General features: G+C 34.4%; 9 protein-coding genes. 5 read left to right on the plus strand and 4 right to left on the minus strand.

What is annotated here, in order from left to right; all coding sequences use genetic code 11:
- Positions 1 to 336: 336 nt before the first annotated feature.
- Both MSWAN_RS03890 and MSWAN_RS03895 read left to right on the plus strand, forming a co-directional pair.
- Positions 337 to 3,198, plus strand: a complete 2,862-nt coding sequence (locus tag MSWAN_RS03890) for an Ig-like domain-containing protein (RefSeq protein WP_013825307.1) — start codon at positions 337 to 339, stop codon at positions 3,196 to 3,198.
- A gap of 361 nt (positions 3,199 to 3,559) precedes the next feature.
- The gene (locus MSWAN_RS03895; protein WP_048187890.1) at positions 3,560 to 3,817 is read left to right on the plus strand and encodes a hypothetical protein; all 258 of its coding nucleotides are present in this window, start codon (positions 3,560 to 3,562) and stop codon (positions 3,815 to 3,817) included.
- Here the strand turns inward: MSWAN_RS03895 and MSWAN_RS03900 are convergent.
- The 4 genes from MSWAN_RS03900 to MSWAN_RS12215 form a co-directional block, all read right to left on the minus strand.
- Positions 3,814 to 4,188, minus strand: a complete 375-nt coding sequence (locus MSWAN_RS03900; protein WP_013825309.1) for a hypothetical protein — start codon at positions 4,186 to 4,188, stop codon at positions 3,814 to 3,816. The two genes, MSWAN_RS03895 and MSWAN_RS03900, sit on opposite strands and share 4 nt — an antisense overlap.
- Positions 4,189 to 4,419: 231 nt before the next feature.
- On the minus strand, positions 4,420 to 5,058 hold the full coding sequence (locus MSWAN_RS03905) for a DUF998 domain-containing protein (protein WP_013825310.1): 639 nt from the start codon (positions 5,056 to 5,058) through the stop codon (positions 4,420 to 4,422).
- Positions 5,059 to 5,787: 729 nt separating this feature from the next.
- On the minus strand, positions 5,788 to 6,714 hold the full coding sequence (map, locus tag MSWAN_RS03910; RefSeq protein ID WP_048187892.1) for a type II methionyl aminopeptidase: 927 nt from the start codon (positions 6,712 to 6,714) through the stop codon (positions 5,788 to 5,790).
- Between the two features lie 476 nt (positions 6,715 to 7,190).
- Positions 7,191 to 8,453 carry an MFS transporter gene (locus tag MSWAN_RS12215; protein ID WP_161597485.1) on the minus strand — a complete coding sequence of 421 codons (1,263 nt, stop codon included), beginning with the start codon at positions 8,451 to 8,453 and terminating at the stop codon, positions 7,191 to 7,193.
- A 918-nt stretch (positions 8,454 to 9,371) separates the two neighbouring features.
- Between MSWAN_RS12215 and MSWAN_RS12225 the strand changes: the two genes are divergently transcribed.
- The 3 genes from MSWAN_RS12225 to MSWAN_RS03935 all read left to right on the plus strand — a co-directional run bounded on the left by MSWAN_RS12225 (position 9,372) and on the right by MSWAN_RS03935 (position 13,270).
- Positions 9,372 to 10,358, plus strand: coding sequence for a peptidoglycan-binding domain-containing protein (locus MSWAN_RS12225; RefSeq protein ID WP_013825313.1), 987 nt, complete (start codon positions 9,372 to 9,374; stop codon positions 10,356 to 10,358).
- Between the two features lie 460 nt (positions 10,359 to 10,818).
- Positions 10,819 to 12,225, plus strand: coding sequence for a M48 family metallopeptidase (locus MSWAN_RS03930; RefSeq protein ID WP_013825314.1), 1,407 nt, complete (start codon positions 10,819 to 10,821; stop codon positions 12,223 to 12,225).
- A gap of 97 nt (positions 12,226 to 12,322) precedes the next feature.
- The gene (locus MSWAN_RS03935) at positions 12,323 to 13,270 is read left to right on the plus strand and encodes a flavodoxin domain-containing protein (RefSeq protein WP_048188261.1); all 948 of its coding nucleotides are present in this window, start codon (positions 12,323 to 12,325) and stop codon (positions 13,268 to 13,270) included.
- The last annotated feature ends 99 nt before the right edge of the window (positions 13,271 to 13,369 follow it).

A 13,369-nucleotide genomic window follows, 5' to 3' on the forward strand; every position in this document is an offset into this window, starting at 1 on the left:
TATCAGTGAAACTGTTTATTTTGGGTTTATTTTTAATTAGAACTCCTATTTTTTTTTAAATTGGTTTTTGTCCATTATAATTATCCGTATTTTTAGAGTAGAATCGGAAGTTTTATATTTTGTAAATGTATTACTTTGATCTGGATATGAAATATGATATTATACGTTTAATCGTATAATTACAATATAAAATCAGTTAAAAACTGATGTTTTCACAAATCCTTTTTTAATTATCCTTCCTTTTGTGAATATTTGTGAATAATAATGGCGGTTTTTCCATTTTATACTATAATATTCTCATACCCAGAACGAGCATAAATAAGGTGAAAAAGACCAATGAAAAACCAACAAATACTTCTCAAAATTCCATTAATTCTCCTGGCTGTTGTGGTCCTATTCTCTTTTGGTGTTAACAGTGCAGCCGCAGCCAATACATCCACAATCTATGTTAATACCATAGGAAACAATAATTGGGACGGACAATCTGCAATATGGGACGGTACAAGCGGACCTAAACAGACCATAACCAATGCCACAGGTACTGTTGCAGAAAACGGAACAGTATACATAGCACAGGGAACCTATAAAGAATCTGGAATACACATCAACACCAACATGACCATTATAGGTGAAAGCCAGCAGAATACTATAATCAACGGAGTAAAAAGTGGAAACTCAATATTCCTCATTGCAAAGGGAGTTAATGTCACTATCAGCAATTTAACACTCACACAAGGCCAAAGCAATAATGGTGGTGGTGCAATTTACAACAATGGAACATTAACAGTAACCAACAGCACATTCACAGACAACAACTTACTCACTGGTTTTGGTGGAGCTATTTTCAATCAGGGTGGAACTTTAACGGTGACCAATAGTAGATTCAACAATAACACCGCACAGATTGGTGGAGCTATCTGCAGTAGGTATGGTAAGGTAACTCTTACAAGTAACATATTCAACAATAACATAGCGCAGTTTGGTGGTGGAGCCATCTGCAACTATGAATGTGACTTAACAGTGGCAAACAGTACATTCAACAACAACATCGCAGATTGGACTGGTGGAGCCATCATGAATTTTGGAAATTTAACGGTAACTAACAGTACATTCAACAACAACACTGCACAGACTGATTGTGGTGGAGCCATCTGCAACTATGACGCTAATTTAACAGTGACCAACAGCATACTCAACAACAACACAGCCCCAGTTGGTGGGGCTATTTACAATGGTGCCGATGATTCTTCTGGTGATTTTAGTTCTGTTGTTAATTTCAACTGGATTGTTGGAAATAGTCCGAACAACAGTGAAATCTACAGTACAAATGGAACAATAGACGCTACGCTTAACTGGTGGGGTTTAAATGTTGATCCATCAAGTTTCGTGGCAAGTAATGTTACTGTCACACCTTGGTTAGTTTTGAATGTCACAGTGGATCCTACTACCATATTGAATGGTGGTAATTCAACTGTAACTGTTGATTTATTACATACCAATAATGGAACAATTCAGGACCCTACAAATGGTCATGTGCCTGATGGTATACCAGTAAACTTCAGCACTTCTGTTGGAAGTCTTAACCCCGTATCAACTACTTTGATTAATGGACAAGCCACAACAACTTTCACAGCAAATGATACAGCACTTATAACAAGTACAATCGATAATCAAACGGTTTCATCCAGCATCATAGTAGATCAGGCACCAAGTAATGTCAATGTGATCAATGTGAATAATTTCGCTGGTCAGAATGTGACATTAACGGCCAACGTAACAGATTACTACGGTAATCCAATTAACGGTGGACAGATTAACTTCACAGTAGGCACAACCCCTGCAGGCACAGCAAACGTAAAAAACGGAATTGCTAACTTGAATTGGACTATTCCATCAACCTGGACTGTAGATTCTTACAGTATAACAGCTAATTTCGATGGAACTGGAACTAATTACGCAAATTCAACCAACACTGGAACCTTAACAGTAAACCCAACACCAACAACTGTTGTTGTAATCAATTTAATTAAGTTAGCTGGTCAAAATGTTACCTTAACAGCCAACGTAACAGATTACTATGGTAATCCTGTTAATGAAGGAAATGTTACATTCGTAGTTAATGGAACCAGTACAAACCCAGTAAACGTGACTAACGGTACTGCTACCTTGACCTGGTTGATTCCATCAACTTGGAGTGTAGGTGATTACAACATTACTGCAAATTACCTTGGAACTGGTAATTACACAGTTTCAAACAGCACAGGAACCTTAACAGTGACTCCAATACCTACAGTAACTGTAGTTGACCCTGCAAACAACGCTGTGAACATTGCAGTAAATAAGGTGATCAAAGTCACCTTCAACAAAGCTATCAAAAAAGGTAATGGTTGGATAGAGCTTACCACTAGTAATGGTACTGTTGTGCCAAGCACATTCTCTATAAGTGATAATGTATTGATTGTAACAAGTAACAGCACTTTAACTCACGGAGTTAAGTACAATGTGCTTATTCATACAGACAGTGTGACGGATCTAACTGGTGATATTGTGGCTGGTTATGTATCCCGTTTCACCACGAGCTCGGATGTTACGGCCCCTACTGTGAAAACAGTGAACCCTATAAACAACGCTGTGAACGTTGCGGGGAATAAGGTGATTAAAGTTACATTTAGTGAAGCCATCAAAGCAGGTAATGGTTGGATAGAGCTTGTAACTAGTAACGGCACGGTTGTACCAAGTACATGGTCTATCAGTGGTAATGTGTTGACTGTAAAGGCTAACAGCACTTTAACTCATGGCGTTAAATATATGGTACTTATCCATACGGGCAGTGTAACAGATTTGGCTGGTAACAATGTGAAAGGCCATGTATCTCGTTTCACTGTGGAAACTGTTGCACCTATTGTGAAAACAGTGAACCCTATAAACAACGCTGTGAACGTTGCTGGGGATAAGGTGATTAAAGTTACCTTTAGTGAAGCCATCACAGCAGGTACTGGTTGGATTGAACTTGTAACCAGTAATGGTACAGTGGTACCTGTTAAATGCTTTATCAATGGTAGTATGTTAACCATAACACCAAGCAATGCCTTGAATAAAGGAGTTAAATATATGGTACTTATCCATACAGGTAGTGTAACAGATTTGGCTGGTAACAACGTAAAAGGTTACGTGAGCCGTTTCACAGTTCAAAACTAAATTATTTCCCCTTTCTTATTTTTTTTTTAGAAGCATTTTTTTGAGTTTTTAATGTTCTGAGTATTTTGATAGAAAAAGTTGAAATAAATTTTCAAGAGATAAATTTTCACATTTGGCTGGAGAATGTGAGCATACAATTTTTATAAAAAATAGGGTTTATGGTTATTTTGGAGTGAGGAGGAAGGGAGGCCCCCCTCACAAGGAATATTTCGACATTAAATAACAAACAGATTATTGTAATATCTATTATATAAAAGTTATGTTAATCTGTACCTTAATCTCTCAAGACTTTTCGGGATCTGCCTATCTTTTTTAATAATTTATTTATATTAAATTAATAATATCTTATATGGGCGATATTATGTTAAATTCTATAGATAAAGTCAAAATAACTTTCCAGGAGATAGATCCTCACTTAAAAAAGGAGTTACACTTTGAAAAGGGTAAAAATAATGTAAAAACCATAAAGATAGATGGTGAAAATAGATTTATTGAAATTGAATATGAAGAAGATAATAAATGGGATGGAACATTAATTCCTTTTTCAACTGTTAAAACAATTAGTTATAAAACAAATAAAATAAAATCTCTTCTCCTTGGGAATATAGACCCTTTTTAGAACATAAATTTTTCTTTTAAATCTGAAACTTGTAAAATAAGTAAATTATGATCCTTTTCAACTAATTCAACATATTCTTGAAACGCATTGTCAAATGTAACTTCTTTATCTTGATGCTCTAGATTTTTTGTAATTTTAGTTATAGTAAAATCTAAATATTCCTCGAAAGATTCTTTATATTCCGAATCAGGGGCCACTTTATCAACTAAAAATCTTTTAAATAATGCCATTTCAACATCCACATCATCTATTGTTTTGTTTTCAACAATCTTAACTAACACTGTTCCCAGAGCGACATCATTTATTGTTTTGTTTTCAACTAATTTGACTACCTCTTTTACAATTTCTTCCATATCCTCCTCTGCATCCAATATGGTTCCCCCATTTATAATTAAGTTTTCTCAATAAATATGCATAAATTAATTACATCATATTAATATGTTTCTAGTGAGTAATATGGTTAAATTTTATAAACAAAGTCGAAATAACTTTTCTAGATTTAAAAAGAGGAGTTAAACTTATGAAAAAGGTAAAAAACATTAAACTAAAATCAAAAAAAATGCGTATTGGGATGACCTCTTTGAATAATTTATTTTATAAATTTAGTTTGAGTAATTGTCTTGTCCTCTGCTTGTTAAGTAACCTCCAAGAGCAGCTAAATATATGATAACGGGATATGCGACGAATCTTTCATTGCCCCCAATACCAAGATATGCGACGAATGGATTAGCAGTTCCAGAACCTAAGATAATTAATATTAAAACAAGTATAAATGACATTAAACCCATTACTAAGGATACTATAACCATAGGGATATTTAATTTTAGTCTGTAGCTGAATAGGGTTGCAAGGCTTCCAAAGAGGAATGTTATCAGGGCAAAGAGTAGATGTGTATTTCCAGTATACTGGGGGAATAATCCAACACCTATGGCTCCTGCTGAAGAAATAGCAAGACAAACTGAGAAAAGGCGGGAACCACCACTTTTAAGGATTAAATAAACCGCTGCAAGACTTAAAATTCCGAAAAGTATAACACTGATATTAAAGATGATGGCTGATGGTTCTACAAGAGGTATGGATCCTCCAAGTGTGCTCAATGTGTTTTTTGCAATGCTATAACCTGGAAACTGAGTTTCTGCCAGGTTAACTGCTAAAAGATACTGTAAAGAGCCTATGAATAATATAATTCCTGCAATTTTATAATATCCTTTTTCTTGTATGTTTTCATTTTGAACTTTCATGAACTCACCTTAAACCTATCCCTTAAATATTTAAAGAAATATTTTTTAGATAAAGAAGTTGTTTTGTTGAGGTCATCCCAAAAGCCTATCTGTTAAATGACCTTATATAAAGTTGTTATTTAACTGGTTTTATTTTAAAATTTGTCTCATAGTTTCAGAATCTGCAAAAAATAAGGGCAAATAAAGCTTTAAATTCAAAAATAAGTAAAATTATATATATTAAAATTAATCATTTTTTTTAAATAAATGAACCTTAAACTGGAAAAAGCAGTATTTATATTAAGTTTTGAGTGAGAAGGAAAGGAGGTCCCCTTCTCACAACACCAAAGTTTTTAGGTAACAAAATGCTTATCAATTATATTACTACTTATATAAATGTTATGTTACATTTAGTTAAATCTGGATAAAAAAAGTTATTTTTTATGGTAAAATTTAGCGTGAGAGAAAAAGAAATTCCCCAAAATCAACTTCCCCCACATATCAACCAATCTTCTCAAAAAAAATGGTCAATCCTAGTATATATACAAGAAACTATTTAAGTATTCAAATATTTCTTCGTTTCCTTATCAAAATCAGAAACATAATCCTGATCCTGTATCTTCCGATATTTCTCATACTCCCTAGATGCAAGCTTTTTTGCAATTTCTGCTGAAACTTTACCCGCATTATTCAATATAGATTTTAAAAATAAAATTTAAAAATAGGTTAAATGTAAGTTAATCCTTAAATTCATTCGGTTATGATTTGGCATCCATCAGCTTCAACTATAACAGTATGTTCAGCTTGAGCAACCCATGCATCGCTTTTTTCCTTGAGAACATGGTAAGGATAAACTGCCCTTGAATCTATAAGCTTTCTCATGGCTAACCTGTTCTTGTTACCGTTGAAACGTTCCATAAGCCACCTTCCTGCAAATTGAAGATTTCCATAATCTTCTTCAATGGTATCAAGGAGTTTTCTGGCTTGATGCATACGCAGCGGCCTGTCACGCAGAAATTTAAAGATGTAAGCATCTTTCATATCTCCCACACGACCCACACCATTGGTCACGAAGGGTTCTATTGCAAGAACGTCTCCCTCTTCGATTTTATGATCATTTTTTTCCCTGACATTGGGAACTGAAATTCCTGCGTGGAGTATCCACTGATCCATGCTGTGGCCTGCGAGGTCTGATACAGATTGCAACCCTTTATTGTTTATTGTTTCCTCAATTACTGTTCCAATTTTACCTATCTCCACACCATCCCTCACAGTACTTATGGCATTTCCAAGGGCTTCTTGAGCTGTTTCAATCATTTTAAAGTGCAGATCAACTTCTTCAGAGGTGCTATTTTCTAGGGAATCCCCTTCATCCATTCCAACCAGAACACTAATGGCCGAATCTGCAATATACCCATCTACATGGGCACCAAGGTCAATTTTAACAAGGTCACCTCTTTTAAATCGTGTTTCATCTCCTTCAGGTGATGTGTAATGGGCAGTGATCTCATTTATTGAAACATTGCATGGAAAAGCGATTCCCCCTCCAAGTTCTGTTATATTACCTTCAACAAACTTAACAAGGTCTAATACCTTCATATCTTCTTCTATGTAATCTACAGCCATTCCTCTAACTTTTGATACAATTTTTCCCGCTTTTTCATACTTTTCAATCATACAATCACCTATAAATTCCATTCTTAAAATTTAATAGTCTTAATTCAAATATCTTGTTTTGATTTTTATTTCATGCAAAGAAAATGCTAAAAATCAGCAATAATAGCATCTAAATTATAAAAATTAGTATTTCAAGTAACATTTCTATTACCCTCTTTTTGAACTATCCGGAAATTCCGGATAGTTGAAGTTTCACTTAATTCTTCACTCTCAAAGATATTTATCAAATGTTCATTAACTGTTCTAACGTTAACATTAAACAATTCTGCCATTGTTTTCTGTGTTAATTACAAAGTTTCATCTTTAAGAAGTACTTCAACAGTTGCAGCACCTTCATCACCAGTATAAAGGACGATTTCACTTTTTTTAATCTATTCATTATCAGAACTCATAATTACAACCCTACCACTTCATTTGTACATTGGAACAGTTTTAATTGTAGGGATAGTTAAAAAGTGAAATTTCACACTCACCATTCATTCTGTAATTGATCTGACTGTGAAGAAGTTCCTTCTACCTTTTTTGCTTGAGATAAGACTTGTCAGCACAGTGATGATGAATATACTCAGACAAAATATTCCTACCTGTGTAAAGAATCCATATGGTGCAGAGTAGCCAAAAATATTCACAAAAGGCATAGCAATTATTGGTGATAAAAATTGTCCGGAGTAGATCATCATGTTAAGTACGATGATGTATTTATCACGATCTTTATCCGGTGCTATGGATGGAACCCATGTGCTGCTTGCAGCTATTGTGATCCCCATTCCAAAACCGCAGAATGATGCTCCAATAATGAGAAATAGTGTACTAGATGCAATGGATATAATAAGGAATCCCAGGCTTTCAAAGAGGAAAAATGCCTCCAAAATATGTGCAGGTTTTATTTCAACACTTCGCCCGTAGAAAATTCCAGCGAATGTCTGGAGAATGTTCATGGCTGTAATTATGATTCCAGAAATGAAGGAAGATCCAACTGCAAGTACTTCAACGTAGAATGGCATCTGAACAGTCATAATGTAGAGAAATACCATTGAAAGAAATGGAAGAACAAAAATTAAGATGAGTTCTGATTTTGGAGGGGCTTGTTTATCAACTTCAACTGTGTCAGCATTCAGAAGGGCTGCTCGCTGTTGCATTGGATGAGCAGAGTCTTTTTCAACTGTAACTTTTTTTGTCCTTTTTTTCGTAACTTCCTTAATTTCAGGGATAAATAGAAATGCAAAGGGAAGAATAATGAGGGAAAACAGGTAAAGCATGAAAGGCAAACGCCATCCTATATCTGCAAGGTAACCTGAAGCAAATATGAATATCGCAGCACCTAAACTCATACTTGCCGATAAAAATCCCATAAATTCGCGCCTTTCATTGCCATGAAAATAGTCGGCTGCAAGCGTCATGGTACATACTGTAAGTACACCAACAGCCACAGCTAACACTACACGACTTACCATAATGGCCCAAATATTATCTAAATAAAGCCCCCCACTTCCACCTATTGCGTACAAAACCAATGAAACTAAAAATATCCTCCGTTTACCCACCTTACCAATTAAACCACCGATAAATGGTGACACTATGATTATACTCAACGCAACAATGGTCAAAATGAAAGGAGTTATCACTGCAATGGATGGAACTGCCGCAAAATATGCCTGTATTCTTGGAAGGTCAGGAGATATCAGGGCTCCTGCCATAATAGTCAGCATTCCAGAAAGCAGCAAAACTGTCTTTGTCATCTTAGGATTCTTTAAAAAAATATATGTTTGATTTTCAGCTTTATACGTGCTCATACTATTGTTTCCTTTAAATTTAATTAATTCTAAGCTAAGATATCTTCATAGTAACGTTTTTAGAACAATTACTGTGAAGAATTACTGTTATATATAGTTTCTTGAAAAAAAAGCAGATTATAGAAAAATTAGAACATTTGAATTTGAACAAACGATTAATTAATAGAAAACTGGTTTTAAAGGTTACATTAATTATTTAATTAAAATTAATAATGTTCTACCATTTATCTTGTAAAGAAAAATTCAATTAATAATTAAATAATTAATTAATAATTAATTAATAAATAAGTAAAAAATCAAGGGTATCCTGGAAGCCGTATATACCGTATATTTGTATATACAGTATATACCAAAATTCAGTGAGCTTCGATCTCAAGGTCAATTAATAATTCGTTTTTTCTAATTTTAATAATTCAACTTTTCTAATTTCAAGTAATCTAAAAGATAATATCTAAATGCTTAAAATTATACTGGAATACAAAGTTATATGTATATATGAAGACTTAATCCTATTTAAGTCTAAAAGCTTTTAATCTCTGCGAATTTTATTATAATAAAAAAATCTACTTTTTTTGAAGGTTTAATCGATTTTTGGATGCATTTTTTGAATTTAATTCGTTTGTCGTAGTTATATATCCTCAGACCTTGGTTGATCTAGCTAAAATAACCATTCAATGATTTTATTTTTTAGATTTGGTTCTATTTGGTGGTTTAATTGTAAAATTAGGCATGGATTGAGGTGATTGTATAAGGGTCATAATTACAAGGTTTAAGCATGCCCTTTTTCCTAAAATGGGCTCTAAACAGGTTTATTTTGGAAAAATAAACCACAATATTTATATATGATGTTCAAGTGAGAGTTTGTTGTCCAAAAAGGCGGTTGTTGTTATACAACAATCAGGATACGGAGGCGATAGGATTAAGGGAAAAATTAAGTATTCGTTGATATTGGCATTATGTGCTATGTTCAGTGTTCTGCCATTTTCAGTGGCTGCTGACTCAGCAAGCACAGTAAGTACCAATTCAACTCAAAATGTAGTCGGGACGAATAATACAGTTTCTGACTATGGTTTATCAATCGGAGATAGCGGAGATAAAGTAGTAGAACTACAAAAATGGCTTAAAAATCAGGGATACTACGTTGGAGCAATCGATGGAAGCTTTGGTCCTTACACTAAACTAGCTGTTGAATATTTCCAGACAGATTCAAACATAGTGGTGGACGGATGGGTTGCAGATCAGACAGTAGGTGCAATGAACGACCTTACAGGTACCACAACATTCACACTTTCCCAAAGCGGAAATGACTCAACCACAGACACAACCAGCGAAGCTACAACTAGCAAAGCTACAACCAGTAAAGCTACAACATGCAAAGCTACAACCAGCAAAGTAACAGCTAACGCTACAACCAGCAAAGCTACAACTTCAAAAGTTACAGCTACAACTACAACCAGCAAAGCTACAACTACAACCAGCAAAGCTACAACTTCAAAAGCTACAACTACAACTTCAAAAGCTACAACCACAAGTTCAAGCACTCTTTCTGAGATTCTTGCAAGTGGAGCAAAGTACGGCTACAGCCATTCAGCCAGCACAGCAGCTGCAATGGAAAAGATTGGAAGCGGTGACTGTTGGGCAATGAGTGACTACCTGTACGGCAAACTTTCAGCAGCAGGTATCTCATCAAGAATAGTTCAGTACAGCACAGCATACTCATCAAACCACAGGTCAGTTCAACTGTACCAGAATGGTGCATGGGTAGATGTTCCATACTCAAGCTACGGCTACAACATGTTGTTCAAGGCAACTTCAAGTAAGCCTGGAATGACAGTATTAGCAAGTTGTTAAATAGTAAACAAATATACAGCAGAAACATTTTGAAATTTAATATTTCATCAAATGTGAAAGCAATCAGGTGAGAAGAGTTTTTTAGGTACAACCTACTAACTCTTATATCCTTTTTTTTATTGAACTTCTATCGAAATTATCTTTTTTCATCGATCCTTTTTTTATTGAAATATTTATCATCCTTTATTTGAAATTAATCATTTATAATCCCATTTTTTTATACATAATAATTGAATCTATTTATCAAATTTATTTTAAAACGAATTTTTATTTTAAAACTAGATACTGCATTAAGAAAGCTTTATAAAATCTCTTTTCAAGATTTTTTTGTTTCATGATCTTAACTAACTGAACTAGTAATTAATTGAAGTAAAATGTAAACATTGTATAAAATATGGTACTTTTTTTGTAAATCTTATATCCTAATAAATTAAGATCATTAACTTAGAGGTTCTTCTGCATGTCTAAAAATAAATCTTTTTTACTGGATGTTGAAATTTCATCAGATTACGTTGGTGAAATACTGAATTTTATATCCAGAAACTACCTGCAAAGGCAGCCTGAAAACTTCAAAGACATCCATAAAACCAGAAACGGATTATTCTTTACAGTATTTGATAAGGAACTATGGAGTGTGGATGTTATGCTCAAGGCGTCCAATCCTATCGCTGTTGATATGCAGGTATCTCCAGACACACCTGACCATATTTTAGATGAGCTAAGAGAGGATCTTCTCCTTGTAGTTAAGATTTATGAGGAGAACATAAACAACTCCACTTTATACTTTGCATGGGTGGAAGGGGAGGATATTATCCCTGAAGAATTTCCTACCGCTCGAAAACGGCTTTCAATTAGAATGTTAACAAGTAACTTACTTTTATTGTACATTGTATTCTTTTTTGTTCTTATTGTTCTTTTCCTACTTTTTGGAGTATACGGGGTTTTTGGATTTATATTTATCCAGTTCTGCATAGTTTTACTGTCTGATAAAATATTCAAGCGAATAGGAAACTGGAAAATCACTGAAAAAAATCCTTACGTCCATATAGTGCAGTACAACCTTCCCAATGGGGAAATTGACCAGTTCAAAGAAAAATTTAATAAAGATGATATTTTGCAGATGAAAAAGGAGATATACAAGCGATCTCTGGCTGTAGGGAAAGAACCCACATGTGAGCTTGGTGAAGATGTGTTTGAAAGTTATGGGATGGTATGCAATCCACAGCACAGATCAAGTAAGGTTGTAAATGTTTACAAAATAGTTGAAACTGCAGTTGATAAATTTGGGCTACCAATGCCTCACATTGTCATCACCAACAACATGGTTCCCAATGCAGCGGCAACAGGTCCCAGCCCGAACAGAGGTGTGGTGATGATAACAACAGGTCTTCTGGTGCACCTTAAAGAAGATGAAATATTAAGTGTAATTGGCCATGAACTGGGCCATTTGCAGGGAAGAGATCCTCTGATACTATTTGCAATCGTATCAGGGGAATTTATTTTACGTTTAACAGTTTTACTCCCTATTGTACTCTTAGCGCCATTTTTATACATTATCGTGGTTATATGGTCAATATTTTTCGTTGCCAAGTTCTTTGAAGCCCGTGCTGACCTGGTATCTGCCATAAAAATAGGACATCCTGAAGTTCTTGCAGAAGCCCTCCGTAAGATAGGTTATCAACGTCTGGCCTATGAAAGAAAACCTTCAAGCAGAATTCCCAGCTGGTTAAGATGGGATACGCATCCTCCAATTTATTTCAGGATTGACAGGTTGGAAAAACTCAAAAAACCTGAAGATATCAAAAATCCGTTAATAACATCAATCAAAGATGTTTTTTCAGGTTTTAAAGCAGCTTTCGGACTTTGAACGTATTTGGGTAATAAAATTAGTTTATGGAATTGAAAAGAGGAAATTTATAAATATGACAAACTTGGATCTGATTAATAACTTTGGGGTGATAAAAATGAAAAAAACGCTTATTATCTATGAGAGTAAGTACGGGACTACAGAAAAGGTCAGCAAATATTTATCTCTGGTTTTGGGTCCTGCTTCCTATTGCAAAACCAGTGAATTTAGCGATCAATTTAAAGATTTTGACTTTATAATCATCGGATCCCCCATATATAAAAGAGAATTAAATCCAAGGGTATCAAAATTTGTTCAAGAAAACTTAAACTGGCTTAAAAACAGGCAAGTAGCCCTATTTTGCACGTGCTTAAATATTAAAGATGGAAACAAAAGTCTTGAAAAAATTGGAAACGAAATAGGAAATGTTTCAAATCTAAGGGCTCTTGGAGGAGTTTTAAAACTTGATGATCTAACCGATGAAGACTCTAAAGCTCTTGAAAAGTTCAGTGAAATGGTTGGATTTGATTTGAAAGATATGAATAAATTCAACCTGGATAATGTTATTGATTATGCCCTGGAACTCAAAAACATCAAGGATGAACTGATTGAAAAGATTCCTCAAACAAAACTTAAAGCTGAAATAGAAGAATTTTTATTCAGCCACAACACCTGCACCCTTTCTACATCTTATAAAGAGAGAGTAAGATCAACACCCATAGAATACAATTATCATGATGGGTCTATTTACTTGCTAAGCGAAGGCGGGGAAAAATTTGCCAATATCCTACTGAACAATAAGGTTTCCATGGCAATATATGAAGACTACACTGGAATGAACAATCTCGCAGGGATGCAGATAACAGGCCACGCTGCTATTACTCTTAAAGACGAAGATGAGTATGAAAAAGTACTTCAAATTAAGGGCCTGAACCCTGAATACATTAAAAAAATGCCTGTAAATTTGAATATAATAAAAGTAAAGATTGAAAAGATTGAATTCCTCTATTCAAAATTCAAGAACATGGGATATGAAGCACGGCAGATACTAAATCTAAATAACTAAAATATATCCTATCGCTTAATCATAGGCTCTCTTCCATTATATTTATGTTACTTTTAAAGCTGGGGTTTTAAACCACAGCTATTGTGTTCAGAGTGCACT

Source organism: Methanobacterium paludis, from assembly GCF_000214725.1.
Classification (GTDB): Archaea; Methanobacteriota; Methanobacteria; order Methanobacteriales; family Methanobacteriaceae; genus Methanobacterium_C; species Methanobacterium_C paludis.

What these genes read in the sequence shown, in the direction of transcription:
- MSWAN_RS03890 (WP_013825307.1), top strand. Translation starts at nt 337, where the DNA reads ATGAAAAACCAACAAATACTTCTCAAAATTCCATTAATTCTCCTGGCT.
- MSWAN_RS03895 (WP_048187890.1), top strand. Translation starts at nt 3,560, where the DNA reads ATGTTAAATTCTATAGATAAAGTCAAAATAACTTTCCAGGAGATAGAT.
- MSWAN_RS03905 (WP_013825310.1), bottom strand. Translation starts at nt 5,058, where the DNA reads ATGAAAGTTCAAAATGAAAACATACAAGAAAAAGGATATTATAAAATT.
- map (WP_048187892.1), bottom strand. Translation starts at nt 6,714, where the DNA reads ATGATTGAAAAGTATGAAAAAGCGGGAAAAATTGTATCAAAAGTTAGA.
- MSWAN_RS12215 (WP_161597485.1), bottom strand. Translation starts at nt 8,453, where the DNA reads ATGACAAAGACAGTTTTGCTGCTTTCTGGAATGCTGACTATTATGGCA.
- MSWAN_RS03930 (WP_013825314.1), top strand. Translation starts at nt 10,819, where the DNA reads ATGTCTAAAAATAAATCTTTTTTACTGGATGTTGAAATTTCATCAGAT.
- MSWAN_RS03935 (WP_048188261.1), top strand. Translation starts at nt 12,323, where the DNA reads ATGAAAAAAACGCTTATTATCTATGAGAGTAAGTACGGGACTACAGAA.